The sequence below is a fragment of the Rhizobium johnstonii 3841 genome (assembly GCF_000009265.1).
GTDB lineage: Bacteria > Pseudomonadota > Alphaproteobacteria > Rhizobiales > Rhizobiaceae > Rhizobium > Rhizobium acaciae.
On sequence record NC_008378.1, the window covers coordinates 399,207 to 416,289 of the forward strand.

Below are 17,083 nucleotides of genomic sequence, written 5' to 3' on the forward strand. Positions count from 1 at the left end.
TGACGTGATGTTCCTCCATTTCAGCCAACTGGCTCATCGCAGAGCCAGCTCGCCTACTACGTTCGCATAGGGTGACAGCGACCGAGGAAGAATAGTTTGGGGCCGCGATCCGGCGCATCCTCTTGCCCATCGGTTACACCGGCCGCACCGGCAACGGTCCCGATGAAGTCGCTTCGCTCATCGAGGGCGCGGGGGCATGCCGAGCAGTTGCCTGCTCGCTTTCAGGTCAACAGAGGAAACTCCTCGTAAAGGACAAGGAGGTGGCATGAAAGAGGCCGCGCCCGTTGAGAGAACGGATCACTGAGATGCAGATGATGATCGAGGGACAGTCACACTTCCAGCCTTTCGGCTTATCCTATTGGGGTTTCGAAGATCTCAATAAGGGAGTTGGAAGCATGACTGCCTCTTATGAATACCATATCGGGGTCGACTACCACAAATCCTACAGCCACCTGGTGGTTCAGGACAGCAGCGGCAAGACGCTGAGATCCGGCCGGGTGAAGAACGACCGACAGTCGCTCGGCGGGTTTCTCGAACGCTATCGGGAGAACTCGCATGCGGTTGTCGAAGCGACGCGCAACTGGATGGTGATGTACGACTGGCTCGACGACATTTGTGATGATGTCGTTCTCGCTCATCCGCTGAAGGTTAAGGCGATCGCCGACGCCAAGATCAAGACCGACAAGATCGACGCGACGGTGCTGGCACATCTGCTCAGAGCCGATCTGGTACCCGAAGCCTGGGCGCCAAGCGAGAGATCGCGGGACCTTCGCGTCGCGCTGCGCGAGCGGATGTTTTACGTGCGGCTGCGCACGATGACCAAGAACCGCATCGTCACGGTGTTCGACCGCTATCCGGAGCAGACGGCGCAATTGAAGAAGCTTGGCGACCTGTTTGGCAAGGCCGGCCGCGTCCAGCTGGCTCAAGTGAACGTCTCTGAGATCGACCGCATCCAGATTGACCGTGGTCTCGCCTTCATCGGCGACATCGACATGCGGATCAAACAGTCGGAAGCAACGATCCGGGCGATGACCAAGGCCAATGCCAACGTCAAGCTGTTGAAGACGATCCCCGGCATCGGCGAGTTCTTCGCCCGGCTGATCGATGCGGAGATCGACGACATATCGCGGTTCCGCCACTCGAAGAAGCTTGCCGCCTATGCCGGGCTTGTGCCGTCGACCCATTCCTCCGGCGGCAAGACCTTCCACGGCAAGATCATCAAGCAGGGCAACAAGTGGCTGCGCTGGGCCTTCGTCGAAGCCGTCGCTCCTGCCATCGCCAGCGATCCACAGCTGCGCGCCCAATACGAGCATCTGAAGATCAAAGGAATAAACAAGGCGCGGGTGGCGATTGCGCGCAAGCTTTTGACGATCACCTTCCAGATCCTGCGTGACCAGCGCGCCTACGAGCCGCGCGGCGAAAGCACCATGGAAGGCGCGTCGACGATATCCCGGTTGTCCTGATGGCAGTCTAGCGAGCCCGGTAGAACTGGGTTGCGCTTCTCAAGGAGAATGGGAAACCGGGAGCCGAACGCCACTCTGTGACCGAAGCCCCAGGCATCAGGTCACGCATTGGAGACTGGTTCAAGAACCGAAGGACAGCAAAGCGATCTGTCCGGCGGAAAGAGAGACTTTGCCGATCGGTGCGAATGCCGGTCAAAACTTAACCGAACCCAAGGAAAAGCCGCCAAATGGTGGTGTTCTGCCCCTTGCGTTCTTTCATTGGAGACTACCCATGAAAATCGTCGTTATCGGCGGCACTGGCCTCATCGGCTCAAAGACCGTGGAAAGATTGCGCAACAAGGGGCACGAGGTGTTGGCGGCTTCGCCGAATTCGGGCGTCGACACGATTACCGGCAAGGGCCTGGCCGAAGCGCTCGCCGGTGCGCAGGTGGTTCTCGATCTCGCGAACTCGCCCTCATTCGAGGACAAGGCCGTCCTGGAATTCTTCCAGACGTCAGGCCGCAATCTGCTCAAGGCAGAGGCTGCCGCCGGCGTGAAGCATCATATCGCCCTGTCGATCGTCGGCATGGAGCGGCTGCAGGGCAGCGGCTACATGCGCGCCAAGATGGCCCAGGAGGAGCTGATCAAGACGTCCGGCATACCCTACACCATCGTGCACTCGACGCAGTTCCATGAATTCATGGCTGGCATCGCCCAGTCAGGCACCGTCGGTCAGACCGTGCATCTGTCGCCCGCCCACATGCAGCCGATCGCCTCGGACGACGTCGCCGACGTCATGGCCGAGGTGGCGCTCGCCTCGCCTCTCAACGGCACCATCGAGATCGGCGGGCCGGAGAAAATCCGCCTCACCGAAATCGTCACGCGTCTCTTCAAGGCGACAAACGATCCGCGCCAGGTGGTCGTCGATCCGCACGCCCGCTATTTCGGCGTCGAGCTCGAAGACAATTCGCTCGTGACCGGGGCCAAGGCTCGGCTCGGCCAGATCCGTTTCGACGATTGGCTCAGCCGCCAGCCGCCGCAGAAAAAGAGCGCCTGACAGCGAGGCGGCGCCTGTCGACACCCATTCTATTAACCGAGGAGACCAGACATGCTCAGAAAAATGATCTCGGCAGCGGCCTTCGCCCTTGTCTTTGCCGCCGGTACTCAAGCTCACGCCGGAGGTGGAAAAGCGAAGATAAGCGTCGTTTTCGACCAGAAGCTTCCCAATGTTCCCGGCAAGAGCATGAAGGCTGTGATGGTGGAATATGAGCCCGGCGGCATCTCGCCCGGCCATACCCATCCGGATTCGGCCTTCATCTACGCCACCGTTCTCGAAGGGGCGATCCGCAGCGCGGTGAATGACGGCCCGGTGAAAACGTATAAGGCCGGAGAAAGCTTCGCCGAATTTCCCGGCGATCACCATAGCGTCAGCGCAAACGCCAGCGACACCAAGCCGGCGCGCCTGCTTGCGGTCTTCGTGCTGGACACAGACGAGACGGAACTGACGATCGACGACAAATAATGTGGTACTTGATGCCCGGCGCCGCCGGGCATCGTTTCCCCCCGATCACGCAGCCTGCAGTGCTATCTCCAGGTCGGCGATCAGATCGTCCGGATGCTCGATGCCGATCGAAAGACGGATCGTCGATTCCAGAACGCCGATGCGCTGACGGACATCGGCGGGCACGCCGGAATGCGTCATGGCGGCCGGATGGCTCGCAAGCGATTCCGTGCCCCCCAGGCTGACCGCGAGCTTGAAGATCTGCAGCGCGTTCAGGAATTTGAACGAGGCAGGCTGACCGCCGCGGATGTCGAAAGAGAAGGTCGAGCCGGCGCCGGTGCATTGCGCGATGAAGGTCCGGCCGGCCGGCGATTCCGGATCGTGGTAGGGCAGGTAGTGAACCTTCTCGACCTTCGGGTGATCGCGCAGAAAGTCGGCGACGGCCCGCGCGTTGCTGTTTGCCCGTTCCATACGGAGCTGCAGCGTTTCCAGCGAACGGCCGAGCATCCAGCAGGAATGCGGATCGAGCTGGGTGCCGATCGCGCCGCGCAAGGCCTTGATCTGCTTGATCACCGCCTTGCGGCCAAGAACGGCGCCGGCGATCAGATCGGAATGACCACCGACATATTTTGTCAGCGAATAGAGCGAGATATCGGCGCCGTGCTCGATCGGTCGCTGGAAGACCGGCCCGAGCAGGGTGTTGTCGCAGACGATGATCGGCATATGGCCCTGTCTTGCACCGATCGCGTCGGCCACGCGTCGGATCATCGCCACATCGACCAGACTGTTGGTCGGATTGGCAGGCGTCTCGATCAGGATGACGGAAACGCGGCCCTTGGCCATCGCCTCTTCAGCCGCCTTCTGCACCGATCCTTCGCTGACGCCGTCGGCAAATCCGACGGCGGCGGCGCCGAGGTTCAGGAAGGTCTTCGCCAGCAATGTTTCGGTTCCGCCGTAGAGCGGCTGCGAATGCAGGATCGCATCGCCCGGCCGGACGAAGGCAAGCAGGGTGGTGGCAATCGCCGCCATGCCGGATGAAAACAGCACGCCGCTTTCCGTCCGTTCGTAGACGGCGAGCCTGTCCTCGACGATCTCGCTGTTTGGATGGTTGAAGCGCGAATAGACGAGGCCTGCCCCCTTCCCTTCGGGCGGCTCGCGACGGCCAGACACGTAATCGAAGAAGTCGCGGCCATCTTCCGCCGTCTTGAACACGAAGGTCGAGGTGAGGAATACCGGCGGCTTGACCGCCCCTTCCGAGAGCTCCGGATCGTAGCCGTAATTTAGCATCTGCGTTTCGGGATGCAGGGCATGATTGCCGATATGGGTTTTGGAAGGATGCGGGGCGGTCATCATCGTCTCCTGTGTCGCGACTGGCGAAATGGCAGAATACATCAAAACCATAGGAGAGGAGCAATCTTCCCGGTCAGTTCATGGTCTCGCCCAGAGTGTCCGCGACATAGGCTCCGCGCGCTCCCATCGGCAGCGGCGTTCCCGTCGTCGTGTCCTTCGCGGTCTGATGCTCCAGTTCGGCGTTAAGCTCCCCTCCGACGATGAGAATGACGACGGAAAGCCAGATCCAGATGAGGAAGCCGATCAGTGCGCCGAGCGTGCCGTAGGTCGCGTTGTAATTGGCGAAATGATCCAGATAGTAGGAGAAGCCGAGGGACATGGCGGTCCAGGCGACCGTAGTCAGAACCGCGCCCCATGTCATCCACCGGAGCTTGGCAGGCTCCCGGCTGGGGCCGAAGCGGTAGACCGATGTAACGGCCACTGCGACGACCAGCAGAAGCAGCGGCCATCGCAGGAGAAGGGCCATGTGCTCCTTGAACTGATCGAGCCAGAGATAGGAGAGAACAACCGGCATGACCCCGACGAGCGCCACCATGACTACCGTCAAAAGCATTGCGCACAAGGTGAAGCAGAGGCCGATCAGGTTCAATCGGATAAGCCCCCGCTTCTCCTCCTCCTCATAGGCGACGTTCATCGCGTCGAAGATCGCCAGCGTGCCGCTATGCGTGCTCCAGAGGGCGATACCGAGGCCGACGAAGAAGGTGATGCCGAGCGTAGCATCGCGCCGATCAACGAGTTCCTTGATCTGATTGGCAAGAAGATCGAACGCTCCGGATGGCATGAGGCCAGCCAATTCGCGAAGATGTTCGGATATGGTGGCCGGATCTGCAACCAGCCCGTAGAGCGATACCAAAGCCGCCATGGCTGGAAACAGCGCCAGCAGCAGATAGAAGGTCACGCCCGCGGCAATCAGCGTGACCCGGTCGGCGAGGACCTCGTGGAAGACGCGCCAGAACACGTCTCGAAGGCCGCTGAAGGGGATAGCCTCGGGCGTGCTGGCGCTGCGGCCATGATCGTCAGCTGCGCGGACGGTATCCGCAGACGGGGCGACCGACCTGCGATCAGTTGCCTGCATCAAGACAAATGCGCCAATCGCTGCGGCCATCATTGTCGCCGCAATGGGGAACTTCTTGAGGTGAAGTACATCTGGCATGAGGATGTTCTCCGATCTGGTGCGGAGATAACGCAGGGTGCCGCTAAAGGATGCAAGCCGTTGCTTTCCTGCGGACATTTGATGCAGGGCCGAGGGGGCCCGCTTGTCCAATTGTGTCAGGAAGCGGGGATTGGAACGATTGATCGACGCCGCCGCTACAATTATAAGCTATTGATATCACTGCAGTCACATCCTGCTACGGAAGCAAATCTGGACTTTAGTTTCGTTACTGCAGTGCTGGGGGTCTTTTCAACAAATCTACCGATGGGGCGGCTTGGCAGCCGCGAAGCGGTAGATTGGTGCGCAGCCCGTATCTGAGGCGCGGCTTGGATCTGAATTCCACCTGCTGCGATCCGAAGCAGGCAACTATCTGCGACCGGCACCTCAGGCGATGTGCTGTGCAGCAAGTCCAACAAAACAATAGCGCCGGTGACAGCGGCCTGCAATAGCCGTTTGCGTTATCAACGGGCAAATACCAGGCCGGCCACCTGCGAGCCGATTGCTCTCGCTCGGCGCGCGGCATGGCTGAGTGTCGTCGAGACACTGCCTGCCGGCGGCCGCGACCTCCATGGCCACGATGGTTGCTTGATAGCGTCTCGGCAATCGGCAGAACGCGCATCGCGATCGCCAAGTCTCCACGCGAAAGCAACTGTATGGCAAGGCGGTGGTGACATGATGCGCGCTGCTCCGGACGTCGGTCAGCTCGCAGTCTGGCGTTATGTGCCATCGGCGGCCCCTCCCCGACTGTCACTGGCAGCGCTGCTCCGGCAGTTCTTTGCCGGGCATCTCCAGCATCCCTTTCGAAGGTGCAGGATCATCTCCTGGCATATCGGCCGGGACTAACGCTCGTCCTCCACATTGCCTTAGAGCGAGGAGCTGCGCGTCATCAAATAACGTGCATCAATGATGGGCGCCGCCCCATCTGACATGGCGGCGAAGCCGTGGCGCCACGGTCGGCTATCCCAGGACATGGTGGACCGGAGGCCACCGTTCCCACACGCGCTCGCTCGCTGTCGCAAGCAGATCGGGGATAGTCGTCGCTAGGTCATGCGCGCTGACGGGCTGTCGGTCGATATCAGCGGCCACCCCGTTCGCAATGAGCTGATGCGTCGGAAGGCCTCGGCTGTGACCTGCCGATCCCGTAGGTCGAAAGGCAGCCCCTCCCCTGTCGCCTGATCCTTCCGCTCGGTCGCGTGAAGAGCCGAATGCGGTGGCGGCGAGACAGCGTTCTGTGTCGGTCGGCTATCGCACGGAAGGCGCAGCCTCAATGACGGGAGGACTGTCGACCCTCCAGTCTTGCCTCAGGCGAATCCGCGAATCCCTGCAGGTCGAATGTCGACTGATCGTGCCGTTGTCCGCGGACAACCGGATGATCAACGTGGTAGATGTCAGGTCGTTTGCACATGATCCGATCTCCGCAGCAATTGGTTCGCTGCCGGGAAAATATCCCTGATATCGCCCTGCTGATGGATGCCATAGACTTGCGGCAGTACGCCCGCCTGATGGCCCTGCCTGCCATTGTAGAACAGCGGTGTCCTGCGTCTTGCCGAACAGGCGTGGCGCCTTCGGCTCCAAGAGTTTCGAAGATCTCTGTCGGGTCTGTGGACGGGTCCGTGATACCAAGAGCTTACCCCGCGTTTAGGAGGAGCAGAACGTTGCCAATTCGAAGAGATGCGGGCTGCCTGCGATGCGGCTTCGGTCACCGAAAGGGATCCGCGGCAAGGATGGCATGGCGCCGCCGCGGCCTCATCCTTGCCACTCTTGGGCCTCCTTGATGAGGCGGCAATCGAGGCCGCTCGTCACCAGGCGGAGGTTGTTTGGCCAACGACTACGCTTCGGTCGCAATCCCGGGCAGATCGGGCAAGCGGGGCGGCCAGCACCGTCCTTCGAGGCCTCTGCGGGGCATCTTAGGGGAGGGCTGGAGAGAGCGCGGCAGGTGACGGCGGCGAATTCAGCAGCGTGTCAGCCCGCGGGACGTCGATCGGTTTGTTCGTCCAAGCCTGCCGATTGGTCCCCTTCCTGTGCTTCGTAGGTCAAAGGCCGAAGCCTCGAATGATGCGGCGGATGGCGAAAAGCCGGCGGCGACATCCGCATGTGGTGGGCGGATGGGCCGGATGTTCTGGTCGTCGTTGGTCGCCGGCGCCAGATCGTCCGGCTTAGCGATTGCCTTATTCGATCTCTCGGTCAATTCGGCTTCAGTCAGATGGAGATAAGCGAGACCACGCCCGTGAGAAGGCGAAGGGTTAGGCAAGGCAGCTCCAAGGCAGATCGCCGTCGACCATTGCGGTAATCTCCATTCGCGCGCCCGGTTTTTGGCGCACCAGCAGTGCGATCCCCTACCCTCGTCGAGCATTTCGGGGTGGAGCAGGTCGGCCCGCTGAAAGCTGTTGAACTCCCTCCGCCGGATCGCTGACGGCAAGTTGTCCGCGGACAACCCCTCGCCTAGCCCTGATCGCGTGCGAGATTGGGCTGTACTTGCCTGGCACTTCGTCTGCGACATCCGCGCAATCGTCAGGCTTGAATTTGCCGCATTGCGACATTACCTCGTGACGGACCGAAGCGCTTTCCCCTCCTAGCCGCTTCGGTCCGACGGACAGCACTTCTCCTCCCAGCTGTCGGTCACTTTCGAAGCCCGGCGCATCTCTCCCGCGCCGGGCTTTTGTCATTCTGGCAACCCGCCGCCGCACAGGCGCCGCATCCTCACCTTCCATACGTGTCGATCGGACTTCGCGAGATGTGTCGAGATCAGGGAGCTTGAGCCGGCGATGGGTTGTCTGCGCCGCCGATTTGCGCCGCGACCGCCGCATCGCCTCCAGCAGGAGAGACGCGCGTGGTTGTTTCGTGAGATCGCTGGCGAGCAAGCCGCGCGCCAAGAGCGCCACCGACCGACGATGGCGCGGTCGCCGCCGCTTGCTGATCTCAGCCGCCGGTCTACGTGGCGCTTTCCAGGAGGAAGCGCGCAAAGCCTTGGTCATGTCGAGCCAGCCTATTAGAGCCGATCAAGTCAGCTGTTGGGGCGCCATATCTGACGCACGCTGGCCGCTGCATTCAACACGCCGTCGGCGGCCAATCTTATCTCGATCTCAGTCGGTATGCCTTGGCTCCGATCCTTGCCGCACGCTCGCTGACTCCGAGAGATGATGGATGTTGATTTCACAGCAGGTCCTCTAGCACTGGGCGGGGAAGGGTGCCGGTGGCTCGCCATGACTAAGCTCCGAGATGGCCAGATCCGAGGTCGGCGCTCTGAGCATATTGTCGCCCATGCCTTGCGCCGGATGTTTGAGCGTTGCGACGTCATCGTCGGTCAGAAGTGCGGCTAGCTGATCGCGTCGGTCGAAGGAAAGGTGGTGCCGAGAACGTCAAACTCTTGGGTGCCGCGGCGCGCTACGTCACTCCCGTTCTCCGCAGGGATGGGTGGTCGGTTTTGCCGAACCGGCGCGGATGGCTCAGACGTCGTCATAGCAGAGCGCCCATTGGCCGCCGATATGCCAGCAGCGCCCTATCCGCGGCTCCGTCTTCCAGAGCAGGCTTTTGACGAACTCGATGCCGCCGCGCCTGAAGGCGGCGGTCAGCGCCTCGATCTCGTTATCGTCGATCGTCAACCCACCGTTGGCGCAGACGAAATAGGCTGTGCCGATCCAACGCGCCGCAAATCCACCCTCGCCGTGCTCGATACGAAGTGCAGCACCATGGGACGCATGACGGCCGCCTTTCGGCGGTCGGTCCTGGCGCGGTACGCCGAGTGGCAGCACCAGACGCCCTCCAGGCCGCAGCCTTTCGATCCAGGGTTCCGCGGGCCGCGCGACGGCGAAATTCACATAGATCGCATCCACCTCTTGCTGCGGCCATTGACTACCGTCGGCGTTGATGACGCTAACATTGGCGCGCTCGGCAAGCGCTGCTTGCGCGTGGGCCGCCAGATCGGGATCCATCTCGACGGCATAGACATGACCAGAAGTGCCGACCAACTCTGCGAGAATTGCGCTGTAATAACCGGTGCCGGCACCGATATGGGCGATGCGATCGCCGATTTGTATGTCCAGTTCTGCCAGGAGCCGGGCATGCAGTGAGGGGCTACCATTGTTGACACCGTTGTCGGGCTGCAGGGCGAATAGCACGTCCTGATAGGCCAGAACCAAGTCGGAGGAGGGGAGGGGGCGATTTCCGCCGCCCAGATTGGCGATCTGCCATGGTGGCGCGCCGAGGAATTTTTCGCGCGGGACGGTGGCAAAGGCAGCTTCGATCCGCGGGTTCGTCGTTGCGGCGGTTGCCATCACCTGATGCGCGTAAGCGCGGCGGATCACCGCCAGTTCGTCGGCCGTGAACATCGTAGTCGGCATGGGCAAATCTCCGGGCATGGCTTTGACCTGTTCCCCTTTTTGCGCTTTGCGGCTCCAAATCCATTTCTATCCCGAATGATTGATTCATGGAGGAGGTGAACTGGTGACGGAAGCTATCCGACACTTCTCTTCCATTATGAAAAACTACGCTGTTACTTCATATGGTTAACTTCCAGCGTGGCCGGACAAAGACGCGGTATCGGCCTGTAAGTGGGGCAGATTCGATGGCGCTGCCGGTTTGGCAGGCAGAAGCGTCGAGCGCTGATGACCGTTGGTGGCTCCAGCGTTTAAGCCCGGGCAAGGATGGTGGCCGGGAGAGACGGGATGGGGTGATCTTCACTGCCGATCCCAAGCCGGTCACCGAGATAATGGTAGAAGGAAAGGCCGAGCTTTTGGCAGGTCTTCATCAGGCCGAGCATGACATCGCGCGCAACACGGCCATCCTGGCTCATTGTGCCACCGGAGATCTTCCGCTTCGTGACAAACGTCCGTAAGGCATTTTCGGAGGCATTGGTGTGGAGCGGGATGCCGGGATACTCGAGCACCTTTAGCAGCTCGTTCTTCCTGCGATGCAGTCGCTCGAGAAGCGTGTCGAGTGCTTCATAACCCGTACGTAGTGTGAAGATCCTATCGAACCGTCGTCGGAATGCGGGAGCGGACTGGGGGGAAGGGCACTGCTGGTAGGCTTTCAGCGCTTTATAGAAACGCCAGACGAGATCTCGGACCATCGTGACCAGCCGCTCCTCCTTTGCAGTGGTCGGCATCAGCTTTTGCAGAAGGCGCTCAGTATGGACCCAACACAGTGCATGATTGCCGACACGGAACTGTCCGGCATCGTCGGACACGATCACCGTATTTGCCATCAGGCCGTGATGGCGGATGGAGCCCCAAAGCCCTGCTTCGGCAAGGGTGCCGATCTCCTGGCGGTTGAGAATATCGACACCTTTGTCAGCCAGATGCGCCATGAACGGTACCTGGTTGCAGAAGTGTTGCGGCTCAAACGTCCGAAGCCCATGGACTACGGGCGGATTGCCGCGACGTTCTTTCAGATAATCGAATGCGGCGTCACCCAGCACATAATCCTGATAGCCGCCGCGCAGCAGGGACAGAAAGTTCAGGCGTGACTTCGATTTCGTGGTGCGAAAGACGGTAAAATCCGCACCGCCGATCTGTGTGGTGTAATAGTTATTATGGGAATGCCGCGCGCCGGTGTCGTCAACCGTCACATAAGGCGACGCCACGAGACCGGCATGCAGCAGTGCGGCATCCTCGGCGACGAAGCCCTCCAGCTGCCTGGTGAGAAGCCGCACTATCTGACGCTTGGAGATGGCGATCCCGACATCGTTCAGCAATGTCGTCAACCGCTGCGTCGTCACCTGTCCTTGTGCGTGCAGCATCAGGCAAAGCCGCCGGAGGTTGGCGCCATAGCCACCTATGATCCCGGCCGGCAAGGGAGCGAGAACCGTCTTTCCATCCGGTGTCACCCAGCATTCACGGCGGTAGTGCACGAGTTCCGCCTTGAGCACCAGGTCTCGGACGTAGACGCTTCTATATCCCTTGAAGCGCGAGCCGGACGGAGCATCGATGCGCAGGATCTCCTGCCGGCTGACCCGATCCACATCCAGCTTCGGACCCCGCGGCTTTTTCCTGCCGGCCACATGGTTTGCTGGAGAGGCCTCCGTTGCCCTCTCCATGCCGGAGGCGCGAAACGGCGGGCGCGGCGGCAGATTTTTCAGCCGGGCGATCTCGTCGCGCAACAGCTGGTTCTCGAGTTTCAGGCGGGTATTCTCCAGCCGAAGGGCGGCGTTTTCCTCCCGCAGCTGGATGTTGTCGGCCTCAAGCTTCGCAAGCCGGGCTTCTGCCTGCTGCGACCGTTCCAGAAGACCCGTCACCAATCCGCGCAACGCATTCAGTGAAAGCGTGTCGGCATGCTCGGGGGAGGGGAGCCGTTTCTTCATTGCAGAATCGAATCATGATTTGCCCCGGCTTGAGAATCCCCAGACTAGCAATCACTTCTCAAAGCGCGCGGTTATGCACACTTCTATGACCGCTCACCAAAACGCCGCCATGGATTTTGCCCCACGTACTATCGGCCTATCGGTCCTCGACAGCAGGTGACGCTGGGCAAGGCTGAAGCCGTCCGGCCCCTGGATGCCAAGCACTCCGACAGGACTATCGACACGTTTCAGGCGTCGGGTATCGTGTGGTGCCCAGCGTCTACTCTGAAACGCTTCTTGATCCTATCGACGGGCGTCCCGTCCTGAAGTGGAACCTGGACCAGCCGGTCATAGGTCTCGAAGCCCATCTTTGCGTAATAGCCAAGGCCGCTGATGTTGTCGGCCCGAATGGTCGCATTAATGAATTCGATCCCGAACTCTCCCGCTGCGGCTCGGGTTGCCGGGAAGAGAGCACTGCCGACGCCTGGGGTTCTTGGGTTCAGGCGGGCAAAGGTAGCGATGTCGGCGAAGCCTTTCGGCGGATCGCCGTATAAGCTCAGCGACTGAAAACCGACGAGCGACCGATCGTGCTCTGCAACATGGCAGGTAAGAGGAAACTCGCCATCGATGAACCAGTCCGCGAACTCGGCAGCCGAAAGCGGCGTCTCGAGTGCGGTCGTTCCACCGGCAAGGATGATCTCGTTCAGGAGACTGCTCAGCTCCGCCGCGTCGGCGGAGACGGCCTTTCGAATGTGCATGTCTTGGCTACCTCGTCTTCGACCAACAGCCTGTTGGCGAGACTAGAGAGTACAAGTCAGCGTTTCGTCTGCAAGGGCAAATTCCGGTTCCGCGTTCGACGGACTACTCCGGGTGTGTCGTCTTCAGGCGTTCAGGCGCTGCTGCGTCTGCCGGTCGAAGAAGTGAACCTTGGCGGTTTCGAAAGAAAGCTTCACCGGCTGTTCCGGCACCAGCTCGACACGTTCGCGAACGACCCATGTCAGCTCCCTGCCTTCGAGTTCCACGGCGACATGGGTTTCCGATCCCGTGGGCTCGACCACCTTGACCACGGCATCCACACCGTTTTCGCCGCCGAAGGTGATGTCTTCGGGACGAATACCCAGCGTCAGCGGTCTGTTGGCGGCATTGGCTGGAGCCCGCGAAAGCGTTACGCGTGACCCACCCGGCAGTGACAATACCGGGTTGCCTGCGCCCTCAAGGGTTCCCTCGAGAAAGTTCATCGCGGGGGAACCGAGAAAACCGGCGACAAAGATATTGCGTGGTCGGTCATAGAGCTCGAGCGGACTGCCGATCTGTTCGACGCGACCGCCGTGGAGCACGACGATCTTGTCAGCCATGGTCATGGCCTCGATCTGGTCGTGGGTGACGTAAACGATCGTGGTCTTCAGGCGCTGGTGCAGAGCCTTGATCTCCGCTCTCATCTTCACCCGCAGTTTCGCATCCAGATTGGAGAGCGGCTCGTCGAATAGAAAGACTTTCGGATCGCGAACGATGGCGCGGCCCATGGCGACGCGCTGCCGCTGTCCGCCCGACAGCTGCGCCGGCTTTCGATCGAGAAGCGGCTGCAATCCGAGAATTGCTGCAGCCTCACCGACCTTCTGTTCGATTTCCGGCCGCTTGGCCCCGGCGAGTTCAAGCGCAAATCCCATGTTCTGGGAGACCGTCATCTGCGGGTATAATGCATAGTTCTGGAAGACCATCGCGATATCGCGATCCTTCGGCTGTAGATTGTTCACGACCCGGCCGTCAATGCTGATTTGACCGGCGGTGATATCCTCGAGCCCGGCAATCATGCGCAGCAATGTCGACTTGCCGCAGCCGGAGGGGCCGACGAGAATGGTAAATTCACCGTCGGCGATCTCGACGTCGACACCATGAATGATGTCGACCGTGCCGAAGGATTTCTTGACGTTTCTGATGCTCAAGCCAGACATTTAGTACCCCTTGTCATCTTCTAGCGCTTCCTGCGCACGCGCAGCGCCTGGTACGGCTTGCGCGGAATTTTCACGCCGAAGGCCGCGTCCGGCTTGCCGCCGCGCACGACCGAGCCATGGCGCGTCGGATGCGGAACGGGAGCCGCCACCTTCTCGACCGGTGTGATCGTCATCTCCCAGGTGTCGATGAGATCGACATCATAGTCGTCGCCGTCGACCGGCAGGCCGGTGGACCAGATCACCGGCTGATGCTCACCGAAATAGATCAGACGGAAATCGCCGTCGCCGTCGCGCGCGCCCGAGACGCGGGACCAGGGCCACTCGCCGATGATGCCGAGCGGCTCGAGGCCGTGCTTGACATCGGCTTCCAGGAGGTCGCGGAGAAAGGCGATGCGCTTCCACGCTTCGCCGCGCAGTTCCCCGCCTTTGGCCCACCAGATCAGGTCCTCGGGATGAGAATAGGTTTCGCCGTGGCCGGCATAGCCGCCGCGCGCCATCGTGATCCAGAAGCGATGCACGAGCTCCTGCGCATTGAGATTGCCCCATGATTGCAGGATGTCGCCCTCATATTCGGGCTCGTCGTTGACGACAGGCTTGCCGTAGGCATCGCGCCATTCCTGTGTCCGCTTGACGTCTGGGTTTTGAATGCAGGTGTGCGTCACCCACGGCTTGCGATGATCGAAATTCGCCGTCACGTCGCCATTATGGATGGAGCGCAGGTGCTGGTATGGGTCGTTCTCTTCCAGGATGTGGAAGTAGCGATCCCACTGCTCCATCGGCTTTGTATCGATGAGGAAATCATATTCGTTGGCAAGCGACCACCAGACGTTCCGGTAGGCGGCGAGACGAGCGGCCAGATATTCGACATAGCGAAAATCCTGTTCGGCCGACATGTCGGCATAGCCCCACCGGTCATAGGGGTGGAAGATGATGATATCGGCTTCGATTCCCAGCTGGCAGAGCGCTGCGACCTGCTTCTCGAAGTGCTGGAACGAGGCGGGGTTCGGACGATCGAAGTCTTCCTTCCCGTCCGCTCCGCGTTCGAAGCAGGCGTGCAGCGGCTCGTTGACGTTGTAGGGATAATCCTTCGGAAACACGCCCATCCGCATCTTGTTGAAGCGGGCTTTCTTGAGGGTTTCGAGGGTCTGCTTCTGCATCTCGAGCGGCTGGTGCGTCCAGGCATAGCAGGTCGTTCCGAATGACAGGAACGGGGTGCCGTCGGCATAGGCGAAGTGGAATTTGTTGCGCACGCGCACCGGTCCGTGATTGCCGGCCGAAGGCACGGTGGCAGTCAATGCACCGGTCTTGCCGTCGAGTGCAGCAGTCCTGGAACGGGTCAGAAACGACCATTCGCCCTCGCTATCCGGCATGAAGCGGATGCGGTAGGTGCCGTTGCCGTCATAGAAGCCCGGCACGCGGACTTCGCGGCTCTTGTGGGTGAACACGGCATCGAATGCCACGTCGAGATAGGGATTTCCGCCGGAGGGTCCATCAAAGGAGGCCTCGAACACGCCCCATTTTTCGACTGTTGCATCAGACATAGAATATTCTCCTCGTGAATGCTTTTGTGGTCGCTAGCCTTTGACGGCGCCGGAGGTCAGGCCAGAGACGAAGTAACGCTGGAAGATGAGATAGACGATCGTTGCCGGCAGGACGGTCATCACGATGGCCGCATTGAGCTGGCCGTAATTGCTCGAGAACTGCCCCTGAAACGACATAAGGCCGAGCGGTAAGGTCCACATGTGCTGATCCTGGAGCAGCACCAGCGCCATGGCGAATTCGTTCCAGGTGGAAACGAAGTCGAGGATGAGCAGGGCGGCAAGCACGGGCAGGCACACCGGCAGAAAGATCCGTCTGAAGATGATGAAGTGGTTGGCACCATCGATCAGTGCTGCTTCCGACAGCTCCTTGGGAATGCTCTTGAAGAAGCCGTGCAGGATGAAAACCTGATAGGGAACGCCGAAGGCGATGTAGGGAAGGATGACGCCCGGATAGGTGTCGATCAGGCCGAGTGAATTGACCAGGGTGAAGAGCGGCGCAAGCATCACCTGGAAGGGGATCATCGTGCCGAACACCACGAGCAGCAGCAAGGCCTTGGTGATCTTCAGCTTGATCTTGGCAAGGGCATAGGCGGCCATCGCCGAAAGGAACAGCCCGAGCGGCACCTTGATGACGGTGATGATGACGCTGTTGAAGAAGGAGTTTGCGAAGTTGCCGCGGCTCCATGCGGCGCTGTAGTTTTCGAAAGCGAGCTCGGTTGGCGGCACGAAGGCGCCCGTGCCCGTCACCGCCGCCGGCGTCTTCAAGGAGGTGAAGACGATGAAGACGAATGGCGCGACCCAGACGAGCGCCACGATGACAAGCGTGATCCAGAGGCCGATCAGAATCGGATCCCGCTTCATCGACGATGGTTCGACCTGCAGATGCACTGCGGTCTGGTCGGTCGGTACTGCTGTCACGATTCAACCTCCTCGTGCTTCTGGGTCCATTTGAGATAGGGAATGACGACGGCCATGGTGATCAGCAGCAGCACGACCGAAATCGCCGCACCTCGTCCGAAATCGAAGATCTGCATCGCCTGCGTGAACGCCCAGAGCGCCAGCATCTGGGTGGACTGCGCCGGCCCGCCGCCCGTCAGACCATAGACGATGTCGAAAGCCTTCAGGGAGGAGATGACGGAAAGAACGAGAACGATCGTGATCGTCGGGCGCAATGCCGGCAATGTCACATGCTTGAACACCGCCCAGCGGCCGGCGCCATCGATGCGCGCGGCCTCGACGAGTGTCTGGGAGACGTTCTGCAGGCCCGCCAGGAACAGGACCATCGAGAAGCCAACTGTCTGCCACAGATAGGCGACGAAGACCGAATAAAGGGCGATATCCCGGTTGCCCAGCCAGTCATTGATCCAACCTTGCATGCCCCACGAGGTGAGCAATTGGCTGAAAAGGCCGAAGAACGGATCGTACATCCATTTCCACATGGTGGCGACGGCAATCGGCGCGATGATAACCGGCAGATAGAAGATGGCCCTGAGGCCATTTCGGCCGAATATCTTCTGGTTGAGGCTGAGCGCCAGCAGCAGTCCGACCATTGGCGGGAAGATCAGGCTCATCAAGGTCCAGATCACCGTGTTGCGAAAGGCAACCCAGAACACAGGATCTCTTGTGAAAATTGCCTGGTAGTTCGCAATCCCCACGAATTGTCGATTGGGATCGAGCCCGTTCCATTTCTGAAAGCTCAGGATCACGACGTTGAGCATCGGGTAGAGCGCGAAGACCGCGTAAATCGCGAGTGCTGGCACGAGCAGGATGAGCGCTTGTACGCGCGGATCATGTGTCGATTGTCGAAGTGACATGCTTTCCTCCTGGCAGTGAAGCGGCTGCCAGCTGATGAAAGAATGTGCCGGTC

At 60.4% G+C, this 17,083-nt stretch carries 12 protein-coding genes and 1 pseudogene; 3 read left to right on the top strand and 10 right to left on the bottom strand.

Annotated elements, in window-relative coordinates:
• Positions 1-395: 395 nt before the first annotated feature.
• From RL_RS34780 to RL_RS34790, 3 genes are all read left to right on the top strand, one after another.
• Positions 396-1,463 (top strand): IS110 family transposase, encoded by a 1,068-nt coding sequence (locus tag RL_RS34780; protein WP_011649142.1) that lies wholly within the window; start codon positions 396-398, stop codon positions 1,461-1,463.
• 271 nt (positions 1,464-1,734) lie between these two features.
• Positions 1,735-2,499, top strand: coding sequence for an SDR family oxidoreductase (locus tag RL_RS34785; RefSeq protein WP_011649143.1), 765 nt, complete (start codon positions 1,735-1,737; stop codon positions 2,497-2,499).
• A gap of 51 nt (positions 2,500-2,550) precedes the next feature.
• Entirely contained in the window at positions 2,551-2,964 is a 414-nt protein-coding gene (locus RL_RS34790) for a cupin domain-containing protein (RefSeq protein WP_011649144.1), read from the top strand.
• Between the two features lie 45 nt (positions 2,965-3,009).
• On the opposite strand, the gene RL_RS34795 is transcribed toward RL_RS34790, so the two are convergent.
• The 10 genes and pseudogenes from RL_RS34795 to RL_RS34835 all read right to left on the bottom strand — a co-directional run bounded on the left by RL_RS34795 (position 3,010) and on the right by RL_RS34835 (position 17,030).
• Positions 3,010-4,293, bottom strand: coding sequence for a cystathionine gamma-synthase family protein (locus RL_RS34795; protein WP_003550455.1), 1,284 nt, complete (start codon positions 4,291-4,293; stop codon positions 3,010-3,012).
• A 73-nt stretch (positions 4,294-4,366) separates the two neighbouring features.
• The gene (locus RL_RS34800) at positions 4,367-5,446 is read right to left on the bottom strand and encodes a YihY/virulence factor BrkB family protein (protein WP_011649145.1); all 1,080 of its coding nucleotides are present in this window, start codon (positions 5,444-5,446) and stop codon (positions 4,367-4,369) included.
• Positions 5,447-8,622: 3,176 nt separating this feature from the next.
• Positions 8,623-8,754 (bottom strand): annotated as a pseudogene (locus RL_RS40930) (integrase); the annotation flags it as partial.
• 138 nt (positions 8,755-8,892) lie between these two features.
• Positions 8,893-9,804 carry a protein-L-isoaspartate O-methyltransferase family protein gene (locus RL_RS34805; RefSeq protein ID WP_011649146.1) on the bottom strand — a complete coding sequence of 304 codons (912 nt, stop codon included), beginning with the start codon at positions 9,802-9,804 and terminating at the stop codon, positions 8,893-8,895.
• A 269-nt stretch (positions 9,805-10,073) separates the two neighbouring features.
• Entirely contained in the window at positions 10,074-11,744 is a 1,671-nt protein-coding gene (locus RL_RS34810; protein WP_011649147.1) for an IS66 family transposase, read from the bottom strand.
• 227 nt (positions 11,745-11,971) lie between these two features.
• Positions 11,972-12,481, bottom strand: a complete 510-nt coding sequence (locus RL_RS34815) for a GNAT family N-acetyltransferase (protein ID WP_011649148.1) — start codon at positions 12,479-12,481, stop codon at positions 11,972-11,974.
• A gap of 123 nt (positions 12,482-12,604) precedes the next feature.
• The gene (locus RL_RS34820) at positions 12,605-13,675 is read right to left on the bottom strand and encodes an ABC transporter ATP-binding protein (protein WP_011649149.1); all 1,071 of its coding nucleotides are present in this window, start codon (positions 13,673-13,675) and stop codon (positions 12,605-12,607) included.
• Between the two features lie 20 nt (positions 13,676-13,695).
• Positions 13,696-15,216 (bottom strand): DUF5060 domain-containing protein, encoded by a 1,521-nt coding sequence (locus tag RL_RS34825; protein ID WP_011649150.1) that lies wholly within the window; start codon positions 15,214-15,216, stop codon positions 13,696-13,698.
• A gap of 33 nt (positions 15,217-15,249) precedes the next feature.
• The gene (locus tag RL_RS34830; protein ID WP_011649151.1) at positions 15,250-16,134 is read right to left on the bottom strand and encodes a carbohydrate ABC transporter permease; all 885 of its coding nucleotides are present in this window, start codon (positions 16,132-16,134) and stop codon (positions 15,250-15,252) included.
• The gene (locus RL_RS34835; protein ID WP_011649152.1) at positions 16,131-17,030 is read right to left on the bottom strand and encodes a carbohydrate ABC transporter permease; all 900 of its coding nucleotides are present in this window, start codon (positions 17,028-17,030) and stop codon (positions 16,131-16,133) included. The genes RL_RS34830 and RL_RS34835 overlap by 4 nt, the downstream gene beginning before the upstream one ends.
• Positions 17,031-17,083 lie beyond the last annotated feature (53 nt).

Excerpts from the sequence above, each read along its gene's own strand:
- RL_RS34800 (WP_011649145.1), bottom strand. The coding sequence starts at position 5,446 with ATGCCAGATGTACTTCACCTCAAGAAGTTCCCCATTGCGGCGACAATG.
- RL_RS34810 (WP_011649147.1), bottom strand. The coding sequence starts at position 11,744 with ATGAAGAAACGGCTCCCCTCCCCCGAGCATGCCGACACGCTTTCACTG.
- RL_RS34790 (WP_011649144.1), top strand. The coding sequence starts at position 2,551 with ATGCTCAGAAAAATGATCTCGGCAGCGGCCTTCGCCCTTGTCTTTGCC.
- RL_RS34785 (WP_011649143.1), top strand. The coding sequence starts at position 1,735 with ATGAAAATCGTCGTTATCGGCGGCACTGGCCTCATCGGCTCAAAGACC.
- RL_RS34795 (WP_003550455.1), bottom strand. The coding sequence starts at position 4,293 with ATGACCGCCCCGCATCCTTCCAAAACCCATATCGGCAATCATGCCCTG.
- RL_RS34815 (WP_011649148.1), bottom strand. The coding sequence starts at position 12,481 with ATGCACATTCGAAAGGCCGTCTCCGCCGACGCGGCGGAGCTGAGCAGT.
- RL_RS34825 (WP_011649150.1), bottom strand. The coding sequence starts at position 15,216 with ATGTCTGATGCAACAGTCGAAAAATGGGGCGTGTTCGAGGCCTCCTTT.
- RL_RS34780 (WP_011649142.1), top strand. The coding sequence starts at position 396 with ATGACTGCCTCTTATGAATACCATATCGGGGTCGACTACCACAAATCC.
- RL_RS34805 (WP_011649146.1), bottom strand. The coding sequence starts at position 9,804 with ATGCCCGGAGATTTGCCCATGCCGACTACGATGTTCACGGCCGACGAA.
- RL_RS34820 (WP_011649149.1), bottom strand. The coding sequence starts at position 13,675 with ATGTCTGGCTTGAGCATCAGAAACGTCAAGAAATCCTTCGGCACGGTC.
- RL_RS34835 (WP_011649152.1), bottom strand. The coding sequence starts at position 17,030 with ATGTCACTTCGACAATCGACACATGATCCGCGCGTACAAGCGCTCATC.